Origin of the sequence: Shewanella sp. DAU305, assembly GCF_026802235.1 — a bacterium.
GTDB lineage: Bacteria > Pseudomonadota > Gammaproteobacteria > Enterobacterales > Shewanellaceae > Shewanella > Shewanella baltica.
In genome coordinates this window covers 3839885-3866571 of the sequence record NZ_CP113808.1, presented here as the reverse complement: position 1 = coordinate 3866571, position 26687 = coordinate 3839885, and the positions used below count along the sequence as shown (strand labels likewise).

25 protein-coding genes are annotated in these 26687 nt (G+C 46.9%); 15 read left to right on the top strand and 10 right to left on the bottom strand.

Annotated elements, in window-relative coordinates; genetic code table 11:
- The first annotated feature begins 412 nt into the window (after positions 1-412).
- The 5 genes from OX890_RS16300 (at position 413) to OX890_RS16280 (ending at position 3069) form a co-directional block, all read left to right on the top strand.
- A complete protein-coding gene (locus OX890_RS16300; protein ID WP_268649586.1) occupies positions 413-883 on the top strand; it encodes a GNAT family N-acetyltransferase in 471 nt (156 codons plus the stop codon).
- 161 nt (positions 884-1044) lie between these two features.
- Positions 1045-1254, top strand: a complete 210-nt coding sequence (locus OX890_RS16295) for a DUF3820 family protein (protein ID WP_006082494.1) — start codon at positions 1045-1047, stop codon at positions 1252-1254.
- A 126-nt stretch (positions 1255-1380) separates the two neighbouring features.
- Positions 1381-1683 (top strand): hypothetical protein, encoded by a 303-nt coding sequence (locus OX890_RS16290; protein ID WP_006082493.1) that lies wholly within the window; start codon positions 1381-1383, stop codon positions 1681-1683.
- A 172-nt stretch (positions 1684-1855) separates the two neighbouring features.
- Positions 1856-2377 carry a GNAT family N-acetyltransferase gene (locus tag OX890_RS16285; RefSeq protein ID WP_126492433.1) on the top strand — a complete coding sequence of 174 codons (522 nt, stop codon included), beginning with the start codon at positions 1856-1858 and terminating at the stop codon, positions 2375-2377.
- A 167-nt stretch (positions 2378-2544) separates the two neighbouring features.
- A complete protein-coding gene (locus OX890_RS16280) occupies positions 2545-3069 on the top strand; it encodes a GNAT family N-acetyltransferase (protein ID WP_006082491.1) in 525 nt (174 codons plus the stop codon).
- Between the two features lie 250 nt (positions 3070-3319).
- Here OX890_RS16280 and OX890_RS16275 read toward each other — a convergent pair whose 3' ends face one another.
- Together OX890_RS16275 and OX890_RS16270 are read right to left on the bottom strand one after the other, a co-directional pair.
- Positions 3320-4030 carry a pirin family protein gene (locus tag OX890_RS16275; RefSeq protein WP_126492432.1) on the bottom strand — a complete coding sequence of 237 codons (711 nt, stop codon included), beginning with the start codon at positions 4028-4030 and terminating at the stop codon, positions 3320-3322.
- Between the two features lie 12 nt (positions 4031-4042).
- Complete coding sequence (locus OX890_RS16270) at positions 4043-4486, bottom strand: DoxX family protein (protein ID WP_011847349.1); 444 nt, start codon at positions 4484-4486, stop codon at positions 4043-4045.
- Positions 4487-4717: 231 nt separating this feature from the next.
- Here OX890_RS16270 and OX890_RS16265 point away from each other — a divergent pair, with 231 nt between their 5' ends.
- A complete protein-coding gene (locus tag OX890_RS16265) occupies positions 4718-5611 on the top strand; it encodes a LysR substrate-binding domain-containing protein (protein WP_126492431.1) in 894 nt (297 codons plus the stop codon).
- 172 nt (positions 5612-5783) lie between these two features.
- Here OX890_RS16265 and OX890_RS16260 read toward each other — a convergent pair whose 3' ends face one another.
- Positions 5784-7529, bottom strand: coding sequence for a bifunctional metallophosphatase/5'-nucleotidase (locus OX890_RS16260; protein ID WP_126492430.1), 1746 nt, complete (start codon positions 7527-7529; stop codon positions 5784-5786).
- Between the two features lie 144 nt (positions 7530-7673).
- The gene (locus OX890_RS16255) at positions 7674-8765 is read right to left on the bottom strand and encodes a CNNM domain-containing protein (protein ID WP_006082486.1); all 1092 of its coding nucleotides are present in this window, start codon (positions 8763-8765) and stop codon (positions 7674-7676) included.
- Between the two features lie 150 nt (positions 8766-8915).
- On the opposite strand from OX890_RS16255, the gene OX890_RS16250 reads away from it, so the two are divergent.
- The 8 genes from OX890_RS16250 (at position 8916) to der (ending at position 17905) form a co-directional block, all read left to right on the top strand.
- On the top strand, positions 8916-10037 hold the full coding sequence (locus tag OX890_RS16250; RefSeq protein ID WP_006082485.1) for a bifunctional tRNA (adenosine(37)-C2)-methyltransferase TrmG/ribosomal RNA large subunit methyltransferase RlmN: 1122 nt from the start codon (positions 8916-8918) through the stop codon (positions 10035-10037).
- Positions 10038-10069: 32 nt separating this feature from the next.
- Positions 10070-10858, top strand: coding sequence for a type IV pilus biogenesis/stability protein PilW (pilW, locus tag OX890_RS16245; protein ID WP_006082484.1), 789 nt, complete (start codon positions 10070-10072; stop codon positions 10856-10858).
- Positions 10855-11925: a RodZ domain-containing protein gene (locus OX890_RS16240; RefSeq protein ID WP_268649585.1), complete on the top strand. Its 1071-nt coding sequence runs from the start codon at positions 10855-10857 to the stop codon at positions 11923-11925. The genes pilW and OX890_RS16240 overlap by 4 nt, the downstream gene beginning before the upstream one ends.
- A 48-nt stretch (positions 11926-11973) precedes the next feature.
- Positions 11974-13089, top strand: a complete 1116-nt coding sequence (gene ispG, locus OX890_RS16235) for a flavodoxin-dependent (E)-4-hydroxy-3-methylbut-2-enyl-diphosphate synthase (protein ID WP_006082482.1) — start codon at positions 11974-11976, stop codon at positions 13087-13089.
- A 145-nt stretch (positions 13090-13234) separates the two neighbouring features.
- Complete coding sequence (gene hisS / locus OX890_RS16230; RefSeq protein ID WP_126492428.1) at positions 13235-14515, top strand: histidine--tRNA ligase; 1281 nt, start codon at positions 13235-13237, stop codon at positions 14513-14515.
- Positions 14516-14539: 24 nt separating this feature from the next.
- Positions 14540-15160, top strand: coding sequence for a tetratricopeptide repeat protein (locus OX890_RS16225; RefSeq protein WP_126492427.1), 621 nt, complete (start codon positions 14540-14542; stop codon positions 15158-15160).
- Positions 15161-15171: 11 nt separating this feature from the next.
- The gene (bamB, locus tag OX890_RS16220) at positions 15172-16359 is read left to right on the top strand and encodes an outer membrane protein assembly factor BamB (RefSeq protein WP_006082479.1); all 1188 of its coding nucleotides are present in this window, start codon (positions 15172-15174) and stop codon (positions 16357-16359) included.
- A 79-nt stretch (positions 16360-16438) separates the two neighbouring features.
- The gene (gene der / locus OX890_RS16215; RefSeq protein ID WP_006082478.1) at positions 16439-17905 is read left to right on the top strand and encodes a ribosome biogenesis GTPase Der; all 1467 of its coding nucleotides are present in this window, start codon (positions 16439-16441) and stop codon (positions 17903-17905) included.
- 246 nt (positions 17906-18151) lie between these two features.
- Here der and OX890_RS16210 read toward each other — a convergent pair whose 3' ends face one another.
- From OX890_RS16210 to OX890_RS16190, 5 genes are all read right to left on the bottom strand, one after another.
- Complete coding sequence (locus OX890_RS16210) at positions 18152-21274, bottom strand: NAD(P)-binding protein (protein ID WP_268649584.1); 3123 nt, start codon at positions 21272-21274, stop codon at positions 18152-18154.
- 236 nt (positions 21275-21510) lie between these two features.
- On the bottom strand, positions 21511-21672 hold the full coding sequence (locus tag OX890_RS16205; RefSeq protein ID WP_006080915.1) for a hypothetical protein: 162 nt from the start codon (positions 21670-21672) through the stop codon (positions 21511-21513).
- 288 nt (positions 21673-21960) lie between these two features.
- A complete protein-coding gene (locus OX890_RS16200) occupies positions 21961-23352 on the bottom strand; it encodes an RsmB/NOP family class I SAM-dependent RNA methyltransferase (protein ID WP_126492425.1) in 1392 nt (463 codons plus the stop codon).
- 236 nt (positions 23353-23588) lie between these two features.
- Positions 23589-24257 carry a glutathione S-transferase family protein gene (locus tag OX890_RS16195; protein WP_011846304.1) on the bottom strand — a complete coding sequence of 223 codons (669 nt, stop codon included), beginning with the start codon at positions 24255-24257 and terminating at the stop codon, positions 23589-23591.
- A 66-nt stretch (positions 24258-24323) separates the two neighbouring features.
- Entirely contained in the window at positions 24324-24950 is a 627-nt protein-coding gene (locus OX890_RS16190; protein ID WP_259577268.1) for a glutathione S-transferase, read from the bottom strand.
- A gap of 212 nt (positions 24951-25162) precedes the next feature.
- On the opposite strand from OX890_RS16190, the gene OX890_RS16185 reads away from it, so the two are divergent.
- Positions 25163-25753 carry a TetR/AcrR family transcriptional regulator gene (locus tag OX890_RS16185; protein WP_268649583.1) on the top strand — a complete coding sequence of 197 codons (591 nt, stop codon included), beginning with the start codon at positions 25163-25165 and terminating at the stop codon, positions 25751-25753.
- A gap of 127 nt (positions 25754-25880) precedes the next feature.
- Here OX890_RS16185 and OX890_RS16180 read toward each other — a convergent pair whose 3' ends face one another.
- Positions 25881-26594 (bottom strand): DUF2461 domain-containing protein, encoded by a 714-nt coding sequence (locus OX890_RS16180; protein WP_268649582.1) that lies wholly within the window; start codon positions 26592-26594, stop codon positions 25881-25883.
- Positions 26595-26687 lie beyond the last annotated feature (93 nt).

Below are 26687 nucleotides of genomic sequence, written 5' to 3'. Positions count from 1 at the left end.
TGATTTTTGACGGTTTTTGATTAAATTGTCGCACATCTTTTTCTGTCAGTATCTGGTCAGGCGCCGTTAATTTGACAAGCAACAGGTGAGGAGCAATGTATTAATGTGATTTTTTATCTTATTGGTTTTAAATGGTATTATTTATTTTATATCTACTTGCAGGCTTGTTTGTTGTAATCAATGGCTATGCACAGGATGTGAATTCTGGTTTTTTATCTCTCTATCGGTATAAATGTTAATTTTATATTGCTAAATGTTATTAACAAATCTGTGTAAAGAATCGGCTTCTCAGTCGAAAGTGGTCTTGTTTGGCGCGGTGCTTGTCATCAAACTGCCAAATGCTGGCTTTATCATCTCTATAGACTGCCGTCTAAATCGCTTGAAATTTCAACCATGAGAGAAGGGACGCCAAATGGATATCAAAACTATTATGCCTATTAAGTTTGAACTCGTTGAAACCGCACCGTTATTCCATGAACTCCTCAATTTGCGTAGCACTGTGGGCCGCCCTTCTATCGGCGTTGAGCTTGCGGATGTACTGGCACTGTTTTGGGTCTCTATCCGATTGAGTGACAATGCTGAAATGGAGCATGCTGGCGCGGGAGTCGCTAAGTCTAATCTGTTAGCAACGGCGTGTGTTTACGGCAATAAGCCTGGGCATTTGGCCATTGAAGATTTTATCGTGTTGCCTGAATACCAATCCTATGGACTGGCGAAGATCATGCTTGAGCGAGTGATGGACTTTGTCGATGGACACGCAAGTTCTGGGACTTGTATCAGTATTACCGCCCATGGCGAGTCTGAGCGTTTATGCAGTGAATATGGTTTTCAATATGCGCCATGCGCTAACTTAGGGCCAAATCTATTAAAGATTGTCGCTTAGGGTTCTGCGTGGAGCATTTTGTGCGTCGATGATGCTAACTTGGCCTTTGAGTTTCGGGTCACTTTTGTGTGCGTTTTTGTATAAGCTAACGGCGACTTTGATTGGCTTATGTTGTAGCATCCGTGGGATTATCGGGACGAACCTGCACGAGATAACAATCTATGGATCAGCAACTACTCATCGACGCTGTAAATCAAAAAATGCCCTTTGGTAAGTACGCTGGACGTAAGTTACTCGAATTACCCGAACCTTATTTGGTGTGGTTCCATAAGCAAGGTTTCCCTCAGGGAAAACTCGGTGAGCAATTAGCCCTAATGTACGAAATCAAGCTTAATGGTTTAGAAGGCATGCTAAAACCGCTGTTGAAATGAAGTTCCCGTATTTGAAGAAAAATACTGCTTTTGCGATAAGTGTTGTATTTCGTGATAGAGATTAGCGATTTATTGTTTTTAGCGTGCTTTAATGCAGCATATTAGCAAAACAAAAGGAACGCAGGCATGATGGCAAAATGGGTAAAATTAGCGGCGGTAGCGACTTTAGCGTTAGGCATGTCAAGTGCTTGGGCTCAGGGTGTCACCCACGAAGGTACTGTTGTTGATACAATGAACGGTGGTGGTTACACCTACGTACAGATTAAAGAAGCTGACACCACTTTTTGGGCTGCAGGTCCTCAAACTGAAGTTAGTAAAGGCGATAAAGTGGCTGTGGTTGAGCAAATGTGGATGAACGAATTCACTAGCAAAACCTTAAACCGCACCTTTGATAAACTGTTATTTGTCGGTCAAATCGATAAGAAGTAACAGTGACGAGTGCGCTAACCTGTGCGCCTCTTTAATCCAACGGCTTCGATATCCTCGAGGCCGTTTTTGTTTTTAGCCTTTAATGCCGCAAAATCTGAGTCTATCTCGATTAAGCGAAACGCGGCAAAATAGCACTATTGCTAGCGGTTATTACTCAACAGAGAACACTTAAGTGACGGCGTTTGAACAGTTCGAGATCCAGCCTTATCAGTCATGTTATGCCCGAGAGGTGAGTGAGTTATTTCATCTTTGCGTGCATAACATCACCCATGCTCGTTATTCACAGGCGCAACTTGCAGCTTGGTCTGCGGCGCCAAGATCGGCTAAACATTGGGACTTGCGCTTAAACCGCTCGAAGGCGTGGGTAGTATTAGTCAAAGATGCAGCGACAGCTTCTTTAATTTGCTGCGGTTTTATCAATGTCGAAACCCATTTTGCCCACCAAGGTTATGTAGATAGCTTATATATCCATCCAGATTATCAAGCTAAGGGATTGGGTGAGCGTGCTTATCTTGTATTAGAAGCGTGGGCTAAGGCGCAAGGCTATGCGCGCTTGAGTGTGGACGCCTCTTATCTCTCTAAAGGGTTATTTACCCGTATGGGATTCATTCAAATACAGCGCAGTTATCAGCAAAAACTTGGGCAAGTGATCCCGGGCTTCTATATGGAGAAGAATATGGAGAAGAATATTTAACGTTAGCTTACTAGGGTTTCAACCAAAAAGTGATGTAAGGTATTCCACAGTAAAACATTAGCTTAACGCCGTTGAGTGACACTATTTAAGTTAAATCAGTACTATTTAACTTAAATTAGAATACGGTTAATCTTAAGCGATTAACAATTCAAGATGGAGGGCAGAGAATGAAGATCCGACTATTTACGCCATCGGATGTCTCGCAGCTGGCGGCGATCTTTGAGGCGAGTGTAATGCAAGGCTCTGGCGAGTTTTACTCGTTTGCCGAACGCTCTGCATGGGCTTATATCGAAGGTGAGATCCGCAGTGAGAACTATTGGCTCGAACGCTTAAAGGGCACCACGATTTGGGTTGCTGAAGCGGATAACATGCTGGTGGGATTTATCAATCTTAAGATAGGTGCCGACAGTGAAGTTGAAGCCGCTGCCGAAGTGGAATGTCTGTTCGTTCATCCCGAATATGCCCGTTCTGGGGTGGCCACCTCTTTGTATTTTGCGTTGTTTGAAGAAGTTAAAATTTTAGCGCTGAAACGATTAACGGTTGAAGCATCCTATCTCGCGCGACCATTTTTTGAAAAACAAGGATTTCGCAGTATTCGCCGTAATGAACATAAGCGTTTTTTGAATGCGGCGGATAAAGCACAGGGCCAAGCCCAAGTGTTGGTTAATTTCAGCATGACACTCGCGCTTTAACTCAGCTTATTAAAGTGCTGGTCTGGTTCGCTCAACGAGGCCGTTAGCACTGCTTTTATAACATCGCTTTATAACATGGCCATCAAAACGCCAATAAAAAACACTGCCAAAGATGACTTGTGGCAGTGCTTCTAGGTTTTCTAGGTGAGTGCTTATCAAGCTGGCATGTAATCACTTGCTCAATGACTTGCTTAATCGTTTGCTCAATCGTTAAGCGGCTGTACTGAGTGGTTCAGTTAAGCCGCTCGTATTACGCATTAGCCGACAAGTCGAATACTAGTGCGGTGACTTGGCCGCTTGTTGCCGTAAAGTCGACACTCGCAAGTTGGGTCAGATGTGCGCCGTCCCCCGCCGTCAGTGTTGTGTCATTGATATCCAGCGTACCTTCAATCAATTGAACATACAGATGACGACTCGCTTGTTCGGCGGTTCTGGCCATCGTCACTTTTTCGCCTTCGCTTAATACTAAACGATATAGGGTCGCATCCTGTTGTACTTTCAGCGTGCCATTTTCACCGTTTGGTGTCACCACAGCCGTCAGCGGTGAGCTTTGCTCGAATGCCTTTTGCTGATAGCCCGCATCTATGCCTAAAGTATCTGGGCGGATCCAAATCTGTAAAAAGTGCAGCGGCTTAGTATTAGAAGCATTGAACTCGCTGTGGTAAATGCCTTTACCCGCCGACATTAACTGAAACTCACCAGCAGGTAAGGTTTTGATATTGCCGAAGCTATCCTTGTGAGCGATAGTGCCGGATATCACGTAACTGATGATCTCCATGTCTTTATGACCATGGGTATCAAAACCTGCGCCGGGTGCCACTCTGTCATCGTTGATGACTCTTAGGGATGATATCCCCATGTGCTCTGGGTCATAGTAGCTAGAGAAAGAGAAGGTATGTTGACTCTTTAGCCAGCCTAAGTCTGCTTGACCGCGATCCTGTGCTTTTCTTAATGTGATCATCTTGCTTCCCCTTTATTTGATGCGGTTAGCGAATAGGTTATCGATAGCGAACTTACCAGCACCTGAAACCGCCAATGACACTGTGGCTGCTAGTAGGGCGAGACCAAATTCGTAACCGTTGTTGGCAAGGAACAGACCGTTGCCTATGTGTACTGAGAAAATCGCTATTATCATAGTGAATGACAATACTAGGGCGGTTGGGCGAGTCAGCAGGCCGAGTAACAGGAATAGGCCGCCGAAGAATTCACTTGAACCTGCCATCAGTGCCATTAAGTAACCTGGCGTCAGACCAATGGATGCCATCCATTGTCCAGTGCCTTCTAAACCGTAACCACCAAACCAACCAAACAGTTTTTGTGAACCATGGGCGATTAAGATAATCCCGATAGGAATACGCAGTGCCAGTGGGGCAAGACTAGGGGCTGATTTGAGTGTTTTTGCGATGAGTGCTTTCATGGGGTATTCCTTATTTCAAATTATTTAACAAGTATTTAAGTGTGTTGTTCAATCAGTTTTAACTCAGTTTTTAAATCTGTTCTAACTTAACTTTACTCAGTATCTACATCCGATTTCGGCAGTGAGTTCCGTAGAACCTCTCCATTGCTAAGCAGTGTAGACTTGACCTTTGGCAAAGAAAATCGGAACATTTTCAATGTCTACTTCAAATAATTTGAATATGAGGTTTTTATGTTGCCATCTATTAGTCTCGATGGATTAATCGTACTCGATGCCATTGATAGAAAAGGCAGTTTTTCCGCAGCGGCCGAGTCCTTGTTCCGTGTGCCGTCGGCGCTGACCTACACAGTGCAGAAACTGGAAAGCGATTTAGGCACAAAATTATTTGAACGTAAGGGCCAACGCGCCGAACTGACCTTAGTCGGCCAACTTGTGCTGCGCCAAGGTCGAGAAATCCTTTCGGCAACGTCTAGGCTGGAAGAAGCGGTACGTCAACTCGAGACCGGCTGGGAGTCTTCGTTAACCTTAGCAATCGATACTGTCGTGCCGGATTTACCCCTATTGCAGTTGATTGGGGAATTTACTGAGCTGGGTAAGCAAGTGACGGTGAACATCAGTGAAGAATCCCTAGGTGGCGGCTGGGATGCACTCTATTCGGGCCGTGCCGATATTGCCATTGGCGTGACGGGTGAACTGCCAAAAGGTCAATATCATGTGGTCGAAATCGGTGAGTTGGAGTTTGTGTTTGCCTTAAATCCTGCCCATCCATTGGCGCAACATGCGGGTCCTATTCCGACCGAGGCATTGTTGCAATTCCCTTCCATCGTGGTGGCAGACAGTTCGACGGCCTTAGCGCAGCGTTCGAGCGGTTTATTTGATAGTCGCCAAGTGATTCGGGTGCCAAATATGCAGACCAAGATAAAGGCGCAGCAATTGGGACTTGGCGTAGGCTATATTCCAAAACACTTGATTTTAGATGCGTTGGCGACGGGAAGCTTAGTGGCTTGTCATGTGGAAATGCCGCGCCCACCCCAAGCTGTGTTTATGGCGTGGCGTAAAGACGCGCAGGGCAAGGCAAAGGATTGGTTTACTGAGCGCTTGCCACAATCCGACTGGCAATTTTAAGAGCCTAGCAATTTTATAAGTCTAGCAATTTGAGATGACAGGCAATGAGAGCAACGTTTGTTTTGCATCACTGTCTATTCAACGCTTTGTAAGGAAGACAGTTACCCAGTCACTCGTTCATTTACTTTGCTCCTCACTGCATCAATGTTGACGGCATGAGGAGCATTGGCACTTAACCCATACGTTGGCTGTGGCTAGTGTAATGCACGTGCTGTGACAGTAAATCAGACAGATTCGGTGAGCGATTCAAAAATCGAATAAAGGCTTGTGGCAAAGTCAGTGACTCCATCGACTCCTGCCAGCGAGCTTGCAGCAATGGATGATAGCCTTCCTTACCCGCAGCTGTGTAAGAGGTCGATACTCCGACATACAGTGACTCAGGCTCAACCGGATACCAAAGGGAGTGGCTGTCTGGCTGCATCATCTCTAGTCTGAATAAACGTTCGCCCAGTGGACGGCGGCCATCGTAGTAATACCGTAAGCCGTAGGTGTAAGGGAAGCTACCCGCACCAGTGCCACGGACGCTGTTGTTGGTCGCCGCGTTAATCGCCGATTCGAGCGCTTGATAGAGGAATTGACCTTGAATTTCATACTTAACCAGCGGTAATTCGAAGGGCAGCAATTGCCCCATCACATCCGCCAGCGTCAACTGGCCTTGGGCCACCGACTGGCGGACACCGCCGGCATTATGCAGGGCAAAGTTCACCCTAGGATCGACAAGCTTAGCTTCTTGGAACATGCTGCGACTGACCCAAGGCGCAATTTCACTGCCGTGGGGCAGGGCCTTAGAGGGCAGGCGTGTATGGACTAAGTTTTTTGGCACCAGTGCTAAGACTTTGTTCTCCATATCCGCGATGGCGGGTTTGTAGATGTCTCGGATCACGCCATCAATATCGGCATCGGCATCATCCCAAAGGACATTCGGGTGCTGACTGAGCTGTTGACGCACCGCTTGGTAATCTTGATTATCGACAGCTGTGTTAGCACTTAAGATAAAGTGTTGATCCAGCATGAAATAGTTGCCGCCTGTTAGGCTCAGCACTTTCCCTTCAGCATCAAACGTTATCTCGGCTAAGCCGACGACTTCGGCATATTTACCCGCATGCACTATCGGCGTGTTGTTGATGACTTCACCGTAGGGCAGGTTGCTCAAACCTAAGGCGCGAAAATCGCCCTGTAGCGTATGCGTGTGACCACCGACGATAAGGCTAATGCCCTCCACTTCGGCCGCGAGGCGCTTATCCTGATCTAAGCCTAAGTGACTGAGCACTATGATATGTTTAATACCTTGATTTTTAAGGTGCTCAACCGTGCGTGCGGTTGTCGCGATAGCATCGACAAAATGAGTGTCAGGATCGGGGCGAGCGATCTCTTTCATTTGATCTAAGGTAATGCCGACAATGGCTAACGTCTTATCGTGGAAAGGCTTAAGCAGGTATTTCGCGCGTTTTTGCTGATGATCATAATCCAAGATATTAGGCAAACCGCGCAGACAACCGGGTTTGTTGAGATCTTCTTGGCTTAAATCCATGTTGCCCGCAAGCAATGGGAAATCAATCTGCTTAGCAAACTCGGCAAGTCTGGCGTTACCTTCATCGATATCGTGGTTGCCAATGACCATAGCATCGGGCGCTAGCAGATTAAGTAAGTGGGCGTTGGCCTTGCCTTTAAAATGGCTGAAATAAAGCGTGCCTTGGAAGCTGTCACCACCGTGCAGGAAAATAAACGGCGTATCGGTTTGTGCGGCGGCTTGACGTGCCTTAGTGATGTGATGGCCGATGCGGGCATAACCACCGCTATGGCTGGTTACATCAAGCTTATGCTGGCCGATATTAAGGTTAAATTGGACGCGGCTGGGTTCAAAATTCGAATGGGTGTCATTGATGTGCGCGAGTGAGAGTGTGTAACCCTGTGTCATAACTTACCTCTATTACGGCGGGTGAGTATATACCCAAGCGACCTCAAAATGCGAGGTTCAGACGGTTCTGAGTCATTTGCATTCTAAAAGAATAAAGGGAGCTAGGCTCCCTTTATATTAACAAGCACTAAATTTGCTTAGCCTTCAGCCGGATTTGGCTTCATCATCATCGGATGCGGCTTCAAAATCACCGTCATCGGATAGGCGAATGCCTTTTTGCTTCATGCGCTTAGTCCAAAGTTTACGTGCTAATTGCTGCATATCGGTCGCGGGATCGTTTAAATCGACAATCTCTAATCCTAACATAGATTCGATAATATCTTCTTGAGTCACGATACCTTGGCTACTGCCGTACTCGTCGACCACCATAGCAATTTGGGTGTTACGCTTAATCATACGCTCAAAAAGTGGCAGAATTTTTGCAGTTTCAGGCACCACAAATAAACTCCGTTTAAGCTCACCAATCGGCGCCTCTGGCGTGTAACGCTCAGCCAGCAACACATCGGTGCGGGTAATGTAACCAATCACATCATCATGATCTTGGTCGTACACGGGAATACGGGTAAAAGGTTTGTCGCGATATTGGCGCACAAACTCATTTTGGGTCAGATCCACTGGCAGCGAGAACATCACAGTGCGCGGAGTCATGATTGCCGTAACGGGCATATCACGTACCTTGAGCATTTGCGTCAGAATTTTTGACTCTTGCTCGTCAAGCTCACCGGATTCATGGCCGATTTTGGCCATAGCGCTCATTTCTTGGCGGATATAATGGCCTTCATCACCTTTGCCCATCAAACGAGTGACTTGCTGCGACATCCAGATCAGCGGTCTAGTGACACGCTTCATCCACATCACGGCAACAGACACGCTCGGTGCGAGGCGACGCCAATGGTTGGCACCCAATGATTTAGGAATAATTTCTGAGAAGAACAGAATAATAAAGGTCAATACGCCCGAGAAAACACCCAACATATCGTCACCAAATATTTTCGCTGCTTGCGCACCCGCAACGGCGGCGCCGACGGTATGGGCGATAGTATTCAACGTAAGGATTGACACCAAAGGGGCTTCGACATTTTCTTTCAGTTTACGCAAGCGCGTGGCTGCGGCACTGTCAGTTTGTTCGAGTGATGCGATATAACTTGGGGTAACCGATAGCAGAACAGCTTCGAACACACTGCACAGAAAAGAAACTCCGACAGCGACAAGGACTATAATGATGAGGGTTAACATATAGGTGGAATTACAACTCCGTATTTTAGGCCAACATTAGCCCGTGGAGATTCTAGCATAGGTTAATTGAGTTACTGGCTAAAATTTATTTGCGTCTGTATAATTCGCCGCCCTGTTACAGGATCCGGTTTTGGTGTTGAGGTTAGCTATATGAGTGAAAAGAAGATCAATTTATTAGACCTTGATCGTAAGGCGATGCGCGCATTATTTGCGGACATGGGAGAGAAACCCTTTCGTGCCGATCAGCTCATGAAATGGCTATATCATTTCGGCGTCAGTGACTTCGAAGAGATGACCAACATCAACAAAGTGTTACGTCAAAAATTGGCGGCACGCTGCGAGATCGTTGCGCCGGAAATTTCGAGCTTCCAAAAATCGACCGATGGGACGATTAAATTCGCGATCAACGTTGGTCAAGGCCAAGAAGTTGAAACGGTTTATATTCCTGAGGATGACCGCGCGACTTTGTGTGTCTCATCCCAAGTGGGTTGTGCCCTCGAATGTACTTTCTGCTCAACGGGTCAGCAAGGGTTTAACCGTAACTTAACGGTTTCTGAAATCGTCGGCCAAATTTGGCGTGTATCGCACTTTTTAGGTTTTGCTAAAGACACGGGCGAGCGTCCGATCACTAACGTCGTGATGATGGGCATGGGCGAGCCATTGCTCAACCTAGCCAATGTGATCCCAGCAATGGACATCATGCTCGATGATTTTGGTTTTAGCTTGTCAAAACGCCGCGTGACCTTATCAACATCAGGCGTAGTGCCAGCGTTAGATAAACTGGGCGATGCCATCGATGTGGCACTTGCCGTCAGTATCCATGCGCCAAATGATGAGCTGCGTGACATTCTGGTCCCAATCAATAAAAAATATCCGCTGGATGAGTTTTTAGCGGGTATTCGTCGTTATATCGCCAAATCTAATGCAAACCGTGGCCGCGTGACGGTTGAATACGTGATGCTAGATCACATCAACGACAGTACAGATCAAGCCCATGAGTTAGCTAAGTTGATGAAAGATACACCTTGTAAGGTAAATCTGATCCCATTCAACCCGTATCCAGGCTCGCCTTACGGCCGTTCGTCTAACTCACGTATCGACCGTTTTTCTAAGGTGCTTATGGAGTACGGTTTTACTGTGATCGTGCGTAAAACCCGTGGTGATGATATTGATGCCGCCTGTGGTCAGTTAGCTGGTGATATTCGCGATAGAACGAAACGTTTAGCAAAAAAACGCATGCAAGAAAACCAGATTTCAGTCACAATGAATTAACTCTTTGTTTGCACAGATTTATAGGCTTGCCCATGAAGCATGGATTGCCAAGGTTTTCGTTGATTTTAACCCTGTCATTATTGATGACAGGGTGCGTCACTGAGCGTACTTATACCGGGACAGATATTCCTGTTTCGGAACGAAAGTTAGACAAAGTCGCCGCCGCGCGCGAACGTTTGCAGCTCGGCTTAACCTATTTAAATCGAGGTAACTCGGAACAAGCCAAATACAATCTTGATAAAGCATTAGAATATGCTCCAGAGCTCGAAGATGTGCATACTGCTTTGGCTTATTACTATCAAACCGTGGGCGATCTAGTACGTACCGAAGAGTCGTACATGAATGCCATTAGTACCAAGGACGCCTCTGGCGATTCCATGAATAATTTCGGGGTGTTTTTGTGTCAACAAAAGCAATACGACAAAGCTGAAAAAATGTTTTTGGCCGCAATCGAGATGCCTAAATATACGCGAACGGCCTCAAGCTACGAGAACTTAGGTCTCTGTAGCCGTGAAGCAGGACAAGCAGAAAAGGCACGACAGTATTTTCAGATGGCGTTAAAGTATGACCCGAGAAGATCGGTGTCGTTGCTGGAGATGGCAGAGCTAGAAGTCGACCAAGGTGATTTTATTCAGGCGCGAAACCAATTAGCGCGATATCACCAAGTGGCTGAGCAAACTCCAGAAAGTTTAGCGCTCGGAATCAAAATAGAGCAGGCAGTGAATGATGATGCCGCTGTGAAGAGATTTGGTATTTTATTGCTTGCCAAATTCCCAGCATCACCTCAGGCCAAGCAATACAGAGTTAATTTGCATCAATGAAAGATCATGAAACCAATGCGCTAGTTGAGTCGGTAGCTCCGCAATCAGTCGCGCTAGATGTAACGCTTGGAACCTTATTAAAAGACGCCCGCGAAAAAATGGGCCTTAGCATTCAAGATGCGGCGGTTAAACTGCATCTACGTCCTCGCATTATTGAAGACATTGAAGCTGACAATTTTACCAATATAGCTTCATCCACTTATGTTCGTGGCTATGTGAAAAACTATGCCCGTATGGTCAGTGCCGATGCGGCCTTGATTGAAGCGTGTTTAGTGCGGCAAGTGCCGGTGGTGACTGAGCCTGCGATGCAAAGCTTTTCACGTAAGACGACTTACCAAGCTAGCGATACGCGCTTAACTTGGCTGAGTATTTTTATCGTTATTGTGTTACTCGGCTCGTTAGTTGTCTGGTGGATGCAAAAAACGACCTTGTTAAGCACTATCGATGTGTCACAGCCTACGGCCGAAGAGGTCGCTGCGGTGAATCAAACGCTGCCCGGTGACGTGCTATTGACCGAAACTGATGCCAGCCAGCAATTGACTGAAATAGCGGCTAACGGCTCTATGTCAATCGACGGTCCGATTAAAGATACCGATGCCAGTACTATCGACGTGAGCACTGGGCCTACTGACAACAATTATCCTCAAACGGCGGATACGAGCAATGAAGATGGTGGCTCAGCTATCGCTGCCACCACTGGGCCGCAAACGGCCGCGACTGTAGCTCAACAACCTGTAGCTCAACAGCCAGTTGCCACCGCAACGCCTTCACCCGCCTCAACATCGCCAGCCAACTCAGTCAACACTCTGGTTGCTGTTGCTGGACAATCGATTATTGATGTTCAGTTAACCGGTGATTGCTGGATAAACATTGTCGATGCTAAAGGCAAAGCCTTAGTCGATGGTGTGAAAGGCGCCGGCGCTGCTGTACAAGTGAGCGGTGTGCCACCGTTTAAAATTATTTTAGGGGCGCCCCATGTGGCGACCTTAAGCTTAGATGGTCAAATGGTTAGCTTAGCGGATTTCCCCAAGGGACGTGTCGCACGTTTAACCTTGCCGAGAGCCTAACGACCGCGTAATGATCTGCAGCACGTACCGAAATAGAGCGTATTAAGCATGTATAATGAAACTCCCATAAAAAGACGTCCTTCCACCCGCATCTATGTGGGTAATGTACCGATTGGTGATGGGGCGCCGATTGCCGTTCAGTCAATGACCAATACTAAGACCACAGACGTTGAAGCGACTATCGCTCAAATTCGTGCCTTGGAAAAAGTCGGTGCCGACATAGTACGTGTCTCAGTACCGACTATGGATGCGGCTGAAGCTTTTAAACTCATTAAGCAAGCGGTCAACGTGCCTTTAGTGGCCGACATCCATTTCGATTATCGCATTGCCTTAAAAGTTGCTGAGTACGGTGTCGATTGCCTGCGTATTAATCCGGGCAATATTGGCAATGAAGAGCGTATTCGTAGCGTGGTTGAATGCGCCCGTGACCACAATATTCCTATCCGTATTGGGGTGAATGGCGGTTCATTAGAGAAAGATCTGATGGACAAGTACAAAGAGCCCACGCCACAAGCATTGCTCGAATCAGCCATGCGCCATGTGGACATTCTGGACAGATTGAACTTCGACCAATTCAAGGTCAGCGTGAAAGCCTCCGACGTGTTTTTAGCGGTTGAATCCTATCGTTTATTGGCAAAGCAAATTCGTCAGCCTTTGCATTTGGGTATTACCGAAGCGGGCGGCGCACGCGCAGGTTCTGTTAAATCGGCAGTGGGTTTAGGCATGTTATTGGCCGAAGGCATAGGTGATACCCTGCGTATTTCCCTTGCCGCCGATCCTGTCGAAGAAATTAAAGTCGGTTTTGACATTTTAAAATCGCTGCGTATCCGCAGCCGCGGGATTAACTTCATCGCCTGCCCATCTTGCTCCCGTCAAGAGTTTGATGTGATAAGCACAGTCAATGAGTTAGAACGTCGCCTCGAAGACGTGACTACTGCTATGGATGTGTCTATTATCGGCTGCGTAGTGAACGGTCCAGGCGAAGCCTTAGTGTCGCACATCGGGTTAACCGGCGGACACAATAAGAGCGGATATTACGACGAGGGCGAACGTCAAAAAGAACGTTTTGATAACGACAATATTGTCGATTCCCTCGAAGCGAAAATTCGCGCCAAGGCCAGTCAAATGGCGAACCGGATTCAAATAAAAGACACAACTGAGTAATATGCATCTGCATTTGGGCATAGATTACGCCTAATGATTTTGAGCTAGGCCCCGAAACCGACGGGGTCGTTTTACGTTTTACGTTCAAAAGCCTATAATGCGTGACATTTTTTATTAATTTAGCTAAATCGGACGAGTCGATACAGTGGCAAAACAGATCCAAGCGATTCGCGGAATGAATGACATTCTGCCAACTCAAAGTCCTCTATGGCAAAAAGTGGAAGCGGTACTACGTTCGAGCGTCAGTGCTTACGGTTACAGCGAAATCCGCACTCCAATAGTGGAAAATACCGATCTCTTTAAACGCTCTATCGGTGAAGTGACTGATATTGTTGAAAAAGAAATGTATACCTTTGCAGATAATAACGGTGACAGCTTAACGCTGCGCCCAGAAGGTACGGCATCGACAGTGCGTGCGGGTAACGAAAACGGTCTGCTGTATAACCAAGAACAACGTCTTTGGTATATGGGTCCTATGTTCCGCCACGAGCGTCCACAAAAAGGCCGTTATCGCCAATTTAACCAATTTGGCGTGGAAGTGTATGGCATAGGCACGGCGGATATTGATGCTGAAGTCTTGATGCTATCGGCCCGCCTGTGGGAAAAACTGGGTATTAGCGATCACGTATCGTTAGAGCTGAACACCTTAGGCGATCCCGCTGAGCGCGCGGTTTACCGTGATGCCTTGATTGCGTTTTTAGAGCAGCATAAAGATGCGCTCGATGAAGACAGCAAGCGTCGCATGTACAGCAATCCGCTGCGAGTATTGGATTCAAAAGACCAAAATGTCCAAGCTATTTTGGCTGGTGCACCTGAGTTGATGGATTTCCTCGGTGAAGAATCGAAGACACATTTTTCACAATTGTGTGAACTACTTGACGCAGTGGGTATCAAATACACCATTAATCCGCGCCTTGTTCGTGGTTTAGATTACTATAATCGCACTGTATTTGAATGGGTTACATCGAGTTTAGGCTCGCAAGGTACAGTACTTGCGGGTGGTCGCTACGATGGCTTAGTTGCCCAATTAGGCGGGAAAGATACCCCAGCGGTGGGTTTCGCTATGGGCTTAGAGCGCATTGTCTTGCTGCTTGAAACCTTAGAGCTAAACAAAGATATTCCGTCAGAAGTGGATGTGTATGTCACTGCAATGGGCGATAGCTGTCTGGTTGAAGCGATCAAAATAGCGCAGGAATTACGCAGCGCGCTGCCAAACCTTAAAGTGATGAGTCACTGCGGTGGCGGCAACGTGAAGAAACAAATGAAACGTGCCGACAAAAGCGGTGCGAGTGTGGCGTTACTGATAGGCGAAGATGAACTTGCCGAAGGTATGGTGACGGTTAAACATTTACGCAATGACATCGAACAACAACGGGTAGCTCGAAGTGCCTTAGGCGCATTTTTAGCTGAACTGGCCATTAAGTAATAGATCATATAAGGGGACGTGCGCGTGGAAATTTATAGCACAGAAGAACAACAAGTTGATGCTATCAAGCAGTTCTGGAAAGATTACGGAAATTCAATTTTAATCGGTGCCGTCGTCGGTTTAGGCGGCCTGTATGCGTGGAATTATTATTCTGACGTTAAAGTGGCCCAAGCTGAAGAAGCCTCAAAAGCCTTCCACGAGTTGACCACTAAATCAGCCGATGAAGCCGCAATGCTTGCGGGCGTCGCCGAGTTTTCTAAAAGTCATGATCAAAAGGGCTATCAAGCGCTGTTAGAACTGATCGTGGCAAAAACGGCGGTAGAAGCCAAGGATTACCCTAAAGCAATAGAAGCCTTGAACAAGGTTATCGCGGCTAAGCCAGGTGCTGGTTTAGATGTGATTGCAACTTTACGTGTAGCCCGAATCCAAGCCGAACAAGGTCAAATTGACGCCGCTCTGGCGACTTTAGATCAAGTCACAGATAAAGCCTTCTTCGCCCTGCGCGATGAATTAAAAGGCGATTTCTTAGTACGTCAAGGTGAAGTTGAGAAAGCGAAAACAGCTTATCAAGCTGCCATGGACAATGGTGGTGTGGTGACAAGCCCTGCGCTTAAAATCAAACTTGATAGCCTAAATCAGGCATAAGGGATCCCTTGATGAAGTCTTGGTGCAAAAACCTGCTAGCCGCCGGATTAAGTCTGGCCATGTTATCCGCCTGTTCGTCGAGTGATGTTGAAGACGAGCCTGTCAGTGAGTTAACTGCCATTCAGGCGACAGTGTTCCCTGAAGTAAGTTGGAGCGCCTCTGTCGGTGATGGTGTGGGTGATTATTATTCTCGCCTCGCTCCTGCCGTCCGTTATGGAAAAATCTTTGCTGCCGATCGTTATGGCGAAGTCACCGCGTTTGATGAAGCGACTGGCGAGCGCGTTTGGACTAAAGATTTCAGCGAAGAATTTCGTGATAACGCGTTAGCAAAAAACAAAGGTGCGCGTATTGCCGCCGGTGTGACTGCTGCGCGTAATAAAGTCTTTTTAGGTGGTGAAAGCGGGCTGTTAGCCGCGCTGAACGCCGAAGATGGCCAAGTGTTATGGCATGTGATTGCGGGCGGTGAATTACTGTCAGCACCAACGGTTGCCGATGACGTCGTGGTTGTCAGCACCAGCTCAGGTTCACTCGAAGCCTTTAACGTCGATACTGGCGCTAAGTTATGGGTGTATGAAATGCAACTGCCGAATCTGACCCTGCGCGGTACCGGTTCTGCAGCTTATGAAGCGGGTGGTTTCTTCATCGGTACTGCCGATGGCAAAGTGGCTGTTGTGATTAAAAACAATGGTCAAGCTGCATGGGAACAGGCGATTTACAATCCAACGGGCGGTAACGAGTTTACGCGTATGGCCGACGTGGATATGACGCCGCTGATCCTTGGCGACAACTTATATGCGGTGAGCTACAACGGTAACTTAGTGTCGATGGAACTGCGCACGGGTCGAGTTGTGTGGACACGTAAGTATTCTAGCTTTAACGAGTTAGCATCAGCGGGCTTAAGTTTGTTCGTCGTTGACGATCACAGCCGTATCTACTCAGTTGATAAACGTAACGGTCTAGAACTGTGGAGCAACTCAGAGTTAGCTAACCGCACTCTGACGTCACCAGCTGTGTATAAAGACTATTTAGTTGTGGGTGATTTCGAAGGTTATTTACACTTCATCGATCGCAGTACAGGGACTATTGTGGGTCGTGTCCAAGTGGACAGCTCTGGATTATACAGCCAGCCATTAGTGGTTGACGATAAAATCTATGTTCAAGGTCGCAGTGGAAAGTTAGCTGTTGTAACACTTCCATAGTTAAAAGTGTTATCCTTGTAGAGCCCCTGGAAGTGTGTTCCGGGGGCTTTTTATTGAAAAGTTTTTTAGAGGCAAAATCATGATCCCTGTAGTGGCCCTTGTTGGTCGGCCGAACGTCGGTAAATCCACCCTATTTAATCGCCTTACGCGCACGCGTGATGCGCTGGTTGCTGACTTTCCTGGCCTAACACGTGACCGTAAATATGGTCGAGCATTCTTATCCGGCTATGAGTTCATTGTGGTCGATACCGGTGGTATCGATGGCACTGAAGAAGGGATCGAGACGAAAATGGCTGAGCAATCCCTTGCCGCCATTGAAGAAGCCGATGTCGTTCTATTTATGACAGATGCGCGCGCCGGTTTAACCGCTGCGGATCTGTCGATTGCACAGCACTTACGTAGCCGTGAAAAAACCACCTTCGTGGTTGCAAACAAAGTTGACGGTATCGATGCCGATTCGGCCTGTGCAGAGTTTTGGTCTTTAGGTCTAGGTGAAGTTTACCAAATGGCGGCGTCTCAAGGACGCGGCGTGACCAACATGATCGAATACGCATTGACACCTTATGCCGAAGCTATGGGCATTGTTCGTCAAGGCGAAGACGAAGTTACCGAAGAGCGTGAATATACCGAAGAAGAAGCGGAAGCTGAGCAAAAGCGTCTGCAAGATTTGCCTATTAAGCTGGCGATCATCGGTAAACCTAACGTCGGTAAGTCAACCCTGACTAACCGTATTCTAGGTGAAGAGCGCGTTGTGGTATTTGATGAGCCCGGCACGACCCGTGACAGTATTTACATTCCAATGGAACGTGAAGGTCGCGAGTACGTGATTATCGATACCGCGGGTGTTCGTCGTCGCAGTAAAGTACATCAAGTCATTGAGAAATTCTCAGTGATCAAGACTTTGAAAGCGGTTGAAGATGCTAACGTGGTGTTGCTTATCATCGATGCCCGTGAAGGTATCGCCGAGCAAGATTTAGGTTTGTTAGGTTTCGCGCTCAATGCGGGTCGCGCTTTGGTTATTGCCGTTAACAAGTGGGATGGTATCGACCAAGGGATTAAAGATCGAGTGAAGAGCGAGCTTGACCGTCGTCTTGGCTTTATCGACTTTGCCCGTATTCACTTTATTTCTGCGCTGCACGGTACAGGTGTTGGCCATTTATTTGAATCGATTGAAGAAGCTTACGACAGTGCTACGCGCCGCGTCAGTACTTCTATGCTGACACGTATCATGCAAATGTCGCAGGACGATCACCAGCCGCCATTAGTAAATGGTCGCCGTGTGAAGCTCAAATACGCTCACGCCGGTGGTTACAATCCGCCAATCGTGGTGATTCACGGTAACCAAGTGAGTAGACTGCCTGACTCGTACAAGCGCTACATGATGAACTACTTCCGTCGTTCATTGAAAGTGGTGGGTACGCCAATCCAGCTACGTTTCCAAGAGGGTGATAACCCATTTGAAAACAAGACTGAGAAGTTGACTATGAGCCAAGAGCGTCGCCGCAAGCGCGCACAAAGCCATATCAAAGACAGAAAAACCAAATAGTGTTTTTTAAGACACATTTGAAACAAAAGGAACCTTAGGGTTCCTTTTGTGTTTTAAAGCTATTTAATCGGGGTCTCCACCAATATCAATTTCCTCTGCAGAGTGGATTTTAATACTCTGTTTTTAGGTTAAATATTGCTTCAGATTAAGCATGAAACACACCTAGCTTTAATATCTTGAATATTTTAGGCAACGATCTGTTTCGGTTGTTTTGTTGGGGTTAGCTTTGTATCGAATAAACATGAACTAGAAGTCCTTCTCGCCCTTTATCAAGACGGGATGACCCGATATTGCTTTTGAGGTGTGCATACCCGCCATCGTCGCCGCTTCGACGCAGCCCACATTTAGGCCTGTCTTTATCCAATCGCCCGTCATATACAAGTTATCTATCCCTGTGCCATCTGTTGTGATGCGATACTGCGAACTGTCCTTAACCGACAACACATAACGTTCGGATGGGTCCACATTTGCGCGCCAATATTGGCTATCGAAACGGGCAACGCCTTGGCGGTCTTGTTCATCGTGTAGCCATTCCCAAGGGAAGCTATCACCGACATTTTGCCAAAGTTTATGGATTTCGGTATTGAGCTGGTGGATAGCACCGGCTTTAGCTTCTAAGGTTTTCCGTTGTTGGAAATCCACATCCGAGCTTGGTGGATAGGCTTCGACAGGCAATGCCGAGCAAAAGTAGCTGGCGTTTTTAGGTTCTAAGCCGCGCCAATCTTCTTTGTCTAGCAGTTGGTTCATCGATGCCCAAGTATCGTAGGGTTCGGTGAAGCCCGATAATACAGGCTCCTCGCCATCTTCAGAATAATTTGGCCAGCCTATTCCATTAAGATCTTGGTTCATCCACAGTTGATAGGCTTGAGTGGCAACGGTTTGCACCTTATCAACACAAAGTGTGAGGGCGGGGCTTTGTGCCATCACTTCACTCGCTACATGGGGCACAGAACCGATGGAAAGACCGAAGATGACTTTGTCGAAATCCACACCTTTGACTAAGCGCTTTTTCGGCAGGGCTTTGCCAAAGTGCGTTTCATATACGCTGTCCCAATCGCTCCAGAAGTGTTCCAGATTGATATTATGGGCTTTAAGCAGCGCCGCTTGTTCAGGCTCAAGCTGCTCATAATTGGGCGTACTTGGCCAGCAGGCGAGACCTTTAACATCAACCAAGGGATCGTAGCTTGTGACAGCTGGTGCCAAGGCAACTTGCTCGGTTATTTCAATTGCTTGAATACTTTGATTGCGGCATTCGAGATTATCGACGCGATTGAAGTAGTGGAAGTTGACACCTCGGCGTTTGAGCACTTCGTAGAAAGGCGTAAAGACCACATCGCCCATGCCGGCCTGCATTTTCCACATTACGCCACCTTGATAGCACAGGGCGATACGCAGCATAGAGCGGATAATCGTCCCCGCCTCGACATTGGGTTTGTCGAAGTTGCCTTTTTCATAGGCGAAGACTAAGTCGTAAAAACCACGCACGGGTGCGCTGTCGACTGTGTACTTAAGGCTGGCGCCGTGTTTGGTTAACCATTCGCGGTAATCATAACCATTGATGGCATCGAAACCTTTTTCAAACACATCATCGGCAAACATGCCCTTGAGAATAGTGAGCCCAAGATCGGCGGCTATGTACAAGTGGCGCAGTTCGTCATTGTTATCTAAATGGCCGCTAAAGCGTTTGACGAGTCGTTTATGCAAGGCATCGACGGCCGATTCGACCAAGCCATCGTCACTTTCACTGTGGACATGCTCATCGCACTCGCGGCCAATCATTTGATTGAAATGGCATTCGAGCTTATCGCCGAGCGCGTCGAGTGATTCTTTAGCATCTTCGACCGAATCCTCTAACTTATCTTTTAAGCGTTCAAACCAGCTGCTATCGAGCCAGTTTTTAGGTGTTCCCATGGATTTTTCATCGGCATCAAGCAAGTCATCCATGTCCTTGAGCCATTCTTTGATCCACGCAAAGGCGACTTTAACGACTTTCCAGAAGGTGAGGGTTTCGGTGCCATCACCAGGAATGCCGGGTAGCATCGGGAAAGTGATCGGCCAGCTTACCGAGCGGCCATCGACCTCTTCCTGTAATACGATGAAATTATGGGGTTTAAAGGCATCAAAAAAGGTTGCGAGCGGCGCGTCTGCCGGTCTATCCAATTCCTCATACGCTTTACGCATTAGAGCAAACGCGTTTTGATAGAAGCCAAACCAAATATGTAAGCCATGTTCTTCAATGCGATGTCCCATTGCTGCATTGCGGCCGCTTGCCCCTTTGCCACCGATACGCCAGCCGAGTTGATAGACATCAATCTCATATTGATTCTGCCAGCCGGGTTTGTCGGTCAGATAACAGGCAGCGGTCATCGCCGCGACACCGCCACCGAGAATGGCGATTTTCTGTTTTTTGATTTCGGAGTTATCGACTAATACTTCACCGGGCGGCACTTCAAAATCAAAGTTAACATGGTAAGGCAGTAAGACGTGCTGCTCGCCAATCTCAACCCCGAGCGTGTCCTGTAACGGGAAGCTGGCATTATCAAATATGGTCGCGACAAAATCATTTTTGAGCAGGGCAACACTGTGCACTTTATTCACTTGGGCAGGTGCGGCGACGATGGCTTGATAAACGGCTTTTTGCCCTGATGAGTCGGGGAACTGCTTTAAAAACACTTGATCGATGGCGGGTTTAAATAGCAGATGAAACAGCTGTTCTTCGCCGAGCTGGTCGAGCTCTGGGATGAAATCGGTCTGTTCTTTAAAGAGTTGCCAGGTTTGGGTTATCGCTTCAAGGGTTGAAAGCTGCGCCTCGGGTTTGGCATCGCAATTCACTTCAATCAATGGATGCAAGGCGAGTTCAGTTTCTGGTGAGAAATGTAAAAAGCTTTTGGCAGCAAGGGATAATCGCGTCAGAGGCTCACCCACAGCTGGCATAGTGTATTCACATAAATATTTTGGATAACCAAAGAGTTCACGGCCATTAATTAAGGCCATAGCATCGTTCACCCAAATGTGGAGTGGCTGAAAATAGACTTGGCTGATTTGTGTGCTGTTGCTGCTATCTTGGCGCCCGACCATGACCCAAGTGATGATGTCCGTTTCTTGGATCCAGCCCTTAGATCTGTCCTCTGGATAAGCGGAATACGCTTTTTCAATCTGAGTGAAGGTTGTCAGTACGTAGGGAGATAATACTTTAAAATACATGGCACTACCGGCAACTTGATTCAAGGTCTTATCGATAGAGCGTTGGAGATTTGCCTGTTTCCCCTTCAGAAAAAAACCGTACATATCGGCTTTATTTAACACTAAGGGGGAGTGCATCAACATACTGCCTTGGGGATAAATAAAGTCGGGGCGCTGTTTTTCCATGGCGTTCATCCTTAAATTTCAGTGTAAGTCCAATGATTTGAAAGCTATAACCCAAAAAGCATAGGGCAAATAAGCCATTAAGCCCATTGATTTTACAATTGAGTTATTAAGAATTTGAGAGGGGGTAACAGGATTGAGTAGCAAGTTGGATTTTATCCAACTTGCTCAGATTTGGCAGGTTTAGCACAGAACGAATTCGTTAAACAAACCCGTGGGACTAGGGGACTTAGGTTCAGTTACTTCGATTTATTTTGGTAGAAATCCACCTCTGTATTATCGTCCGAGTAACGTCGCTTAGTATCCCTGCGGCGCTGTTTCACGCGTTTATTCTTTTGCTTACCTTTGACGTTATCGCCCCATGGCGCATCATCGTCGTCAAATTCATAGGAGTGTGACATGGTCAAAATTCCAAAAATACCTGTGCCATTCGCAGCACCCGATCTTTTTACCCAAAGGTGAGATGAAGCTAAAGCGAAATATTTCATCATTGATGGTGAAAAGTTTTGCCCAAGAGTCATATCTTGCCACTGAAATGGACGTATCTGAGATTTTAACTGGAAGGATGTGGTTTATCTTGATGATAATAAAAGAGTAAATCTGATTTTAATCGTAAGTCACATTATTCGATTGAACTTGGCGCCTAGAAAGGAGGGCGCCAAGTTTTGATACAAAATAATGAGTTAGTGTTACTTACCGCGCAGCATACGTGCGACGAACATGCCATCACTGTTGGCCTCAAAGGGCCACACGGTCAACATTTCTGTTTGTTCACCGCTAAAAGGATGGCGTATCGGCGTGAGCGTGAACTCTGGATGTTGCTGTAAAAACGCCGTTACCACGTCTTGGTTCTCGATGGGCGACAAGGAGCAAGTGGCGTAAACGAGGATGCCGCCGGCCTTAACTGCGCGGCTACTGCGGCTTAAAATATCGAGCTGTAACGCGGCTTTATCGGCCACGGCTTCAACACCATCCAACCAACGCATATCAGGATTACGTCGCCAAGTGCCAGTACAACTGCACGGGGCATCGACTAACACACCGTCAAAATGATCCGCAGGCACGGGGAGGGCATCACTCTTCCAACGGGCCACACTAATGCCGTTAAAGTGGGCTCTTTGGGCGCGTTTCATCAGTTCTTCTAGGGCATTGGAGCGAATATCGGACGATATGATGCTGCCCGCAGATGACGTTTGGTTATCAGCAGCTTTAGCTAGCATCAAAGAGCGCAGTTGCAGGGTTTTGCCGCCAGCACCGCTACAAGCATCCCACCAATGGGCATCGGGTTCAGGCGCACAAATTTGACCAATGACCTGTGAAGCCAAATCTTGGATCTCGATGTTACCGTCTTTATACAGGGCTATTTCATTAAGATTCATACTCTTACTGCCAAGATTGATGGCATCGCTAAAGTAATGACCATAACTCGCTTCTATGCCGAGCGCTTGCAGTTGTGTCGCCGCATCTTGACTCGTGATCCCTTGCGCGCGTCCCCAAATTGGCGGGCGACTGGACATAGCTGCAATTAATTGCGTTTGTTGCGCTGTATCAACAGGGCACACTTGCCAGAACCAGTCGGGTAATAAATCCTGTGCCTTAAACTCAGTCGCGGGAAATAAATGCTGTATCAATGCCAGTTTGTCGTCGAGACTTTCAACGGCAAGTGCTTGAGCTTGCTGATAATCGATGGGCGATTGTGATAACTCATGCCAAGCGCTGGCAATATCTTGCCAAGCGTGAGCTTCCAATAGGGCACTGGCGCTTAGGCTGGCAAAATAAATCGCTGATTCTTGTTGATCGCCTAATCGCTGAAACCACCCCCACCAGCGGAATAGACTAAATAAGGATTCACGAATGACTTTACGATCCTTTGAGCCGTGTTTTTTATGTTCTCTAAAGTAATTTGCCAAAATACGGTCGGCGGGCATTTTACTGCTTTGAATTTCATCGAATAATTGCTTAATTGTGCTGGCGTAACTGAGCGCACGTTTTTGCGCTGGGGTGTTCGCCTGAACATTTAACGCCGATGATGTGACTGAGTTGGATGCCATACCGGAAGAGAAGCTGCTTGGATTACCCATAAATTTAGCCTAGATCATGCTTCTGTGACTGCGCCTTATTTAAGAGGCATAGCTGAACAGAGGAGAAAAATAAGTGGCGCAGAGTGTAGCAGTTTTGCCCGATAACAGGCAGTAAAAAAGCCCCGAATTAGCATTAGCTAATGGGGCTTTTTTGGTTGAGTCACTGAGACTCATAGTGTATTCAGTACCTAGCGGCGATTTGAAGGCTATTCGCGCAATGACCGTTTAGCTGATGACTATTTCGTCACCATCTTTTGGATTTGTTTAGCTCGTTCTTCATCACTCATTTCCACCGGTGGCGGCGTAACTATGCCTTTTTGGCACGCAGGTCTGAGTGCTAATTCATCTAACCAACGTTGCAAATGGGTCAGACCTTCCATATTGATGCCGCTCCACTCGTGGATACGTACCCAAGGCCAAGTGGCGATGTCGGCAATCGTGTATTCGTCACCTGCAAGGTATTGATTTGTGGCGAGTTGAGTATTCATTACTTCAAATAAACGTCGACCTTCTTTTTGATAACGGTCAATGGCTGCGGGGATTTTCTCAGGGAAGTATCGGAAGAAGACGTTAGCTTGACCCATCATGGGTCCGACGCCGCTCATTTGGAACATTAACCATTGGATCACCTGTGAGCGCTTTTTAGGATCGGCTGGCAGGAATTTACCTGTTTTCTCGGCGAGATACAGCAGAATTGCACCGGATTCGAATACCACAAAATCTTCGTTGTCGCGGTCGATAATGGCGGGGATTCGGCCATTTGGATTAATGGCAATAAACTCAGGCTGTTTTTGCTCGTTGGTGCTGAAATCTAGCTTATGGACGCGATATTCTAGCCCCATTTCTTCCAGTGCGATGGAGATTTTAAAACCGTTAGGGGTCGCGGCTGTGTATAAATCTATCATGATGATTCCTTTAGGTTATAACGCTTATAGCTACTCACTTTAGGGCCTATTCAGGCATTCGTGCCGCTATTTTGTAGGGGTTAACGATACTATGGCAGGACGCTGCGCCGTAGCGATGAACCAAGCCTTAAGATGCGGCAAGCTGTCAGTGACTTCAATATCTAAATTCTTAATAAAGCTGATAAAAACGTAAGCCGAAATATCGGCAATGCTGAATTCATCGCCTGCCACAAAGGGTGACTTGCTCAATTGTTGGTCTAAGCTTGGTAGGAAGTCAATGACTCTTTGGCGTGATTCTGCGCCCCAAGACTCGACACAATTTTCCCTGTCTTTATAGACGCCGCTTAAATTACGAAAGGCTTGAAACCCAACCATTAAGCCTTGTAACTCTATGATACGTTGCCACATTTCTACTTTAGCGCGCTCAAGTGGCGTATTGCCAAACAGCGAGTGAACACTTGGGTGGATTTCTTCTAAATAGCGGCAAATGGCAACTGATTCACATAGGTAGCTGCCATCATCGAGTTCGAGTAATGGAATGCGGCCATTTACACTTTTGGCTTTAAACTCGGCACTTAAATTTTCACCGCCGCGGATATCGACGTTCACTCTTGGCACTTCTATGCCTTTTTCCGCAAGAAAAATACTGACGCGACGCGCGCTGGGAGTCGGAGCTAATTCGTAGAGTTTCATCTAAAGTCCTGTAGTTTTTATCTGTGCTTTATGCTCGATTTGAGCATATAAGGCTTTAACGGAACGATCGGTTAGGATAGAATTTACGCCATATCTAAACGATCAGTCAAGAATGATTTTCTCCTCAACTTTCTGTAGTAAAGAAGAGTGTGGTAAAGAGGAATGGTAAAGCTGATCGTGAGCGCGTATTCAAGAGATTAGGTCGCAGGCTTATGGCACGAAGTTGTAATTTTGAACGGCAGGAAAAACTCATATTAGCGATGGAGCTTTTTTGGCAAAAGGGCTTTGCCGAAACCTCGATTTCCGATCTCGTCGGCCATTTAGGCATTAATCGATTTAGCCTTTATAACAGTTTCGGCGACAAGCAAAAGCTTTACCGCGAGTGCCTCAGTTTCTACCTTGATAATTACTCTTTTGGTGCCTCAGATACTCTGCTGCATGAAAAAGCAGGCTTGGCCGAAATAGCAGCTTATCTAGCCCGCTTTGTTGCCCTGCAACGGGAACAAAAATACGGCTGTTTTATGCAAAATGCCGTGTTAGAAAAGAGCCTCGACGATGAGAGTGTACTGCAGGAATGTCAGCGTTTATTTTGCCGATTACAGACCTCATTCACCCAAGTGTTACAGGATTGCCAAGCGCGAGGCGAGTTATTGGCCAATTTACAGCCGCATCAGGTCGCTGCATTTTTAGTACTGCAATTACAAGGAATTAGAGTGTTAGGTAAAGCGGGTGAATATGAACTGCTAGACAATGCATTCGCAGTATTGCAGGGCTACTTAGGCAGTTTAAATACAAAAGTTTAAGTGTAGTTTAACTACAAATGCTTAAGTGCAAATCAAGCCGTTTAACAGCACAAGTTGCTGTTTAAATGGCCTAGGTTTTGCCTAGGCCATTTTGCTTTTTAAAAGTCTGTATTTAAAATTCTATTGTCTAGAAATCCAAGTCCAGCGCGAAACACAGATAGGCCATCAATTGAGTACAGTGCGCAAATTGCTCGGCACAGAAACTGGCGGCATCTGGGCGGCAGAGTTCTTCAAAGGTGATATTTTTTACGGCGATAAAATCTTTGCGTTTTAGCTCTACCAGCATAGGGTGGTTTTTATCAAACCCTTTTGGTGGTCGAGTTAAGCTGTCACCGTCCATGTTAAATCCATGACTCTGCAAGATTTGTAGCGCTTTTTTATAGCCGTTGGGATTATCATCGATACAAGTGCGAATGGCATTTAAGGCTTTCGATTCTGGGTGCCAAATCCCCGCAGCAATAAAACAGCCATCCTTGGCAATGTGTAAGTACAGTCCCGGCGCATGCACGTCTTTGCCCTGAAAATGGCGAAATTGAATACCAACATTGGTTTTATAGGGCGTTTTATCTTTGCTAAAACGGCTGTCTCGCTGGGGGCGCATAAGACTGCCACCGACTTTTTTCGGTACGGCAGTGAGCCGAGGCGAGAGGGCGAGGATACTGGGCTGCATTTGCTCGATAAACTGTAGCGCTGGGGTTCTCACTGTTTCTTCGTATTCCGCCTGATGGGCTTTAAACCAGTCGCGGGAGTTGTTTTGCGCCAGTTGATTTAAAAATTGCAAACTTGCAGCGCTGAACGTTGCACCAGTCGCAATAGGCATTTTAGTCGTGAGCGTGGCCATTATCGGTGAACCTTATTAATGCATGTGAAACGAGTGCCAACAGCCTAGAGATGCAAGCAGGGCGAACTGCCGTATATTCAACTATTTCAAGGT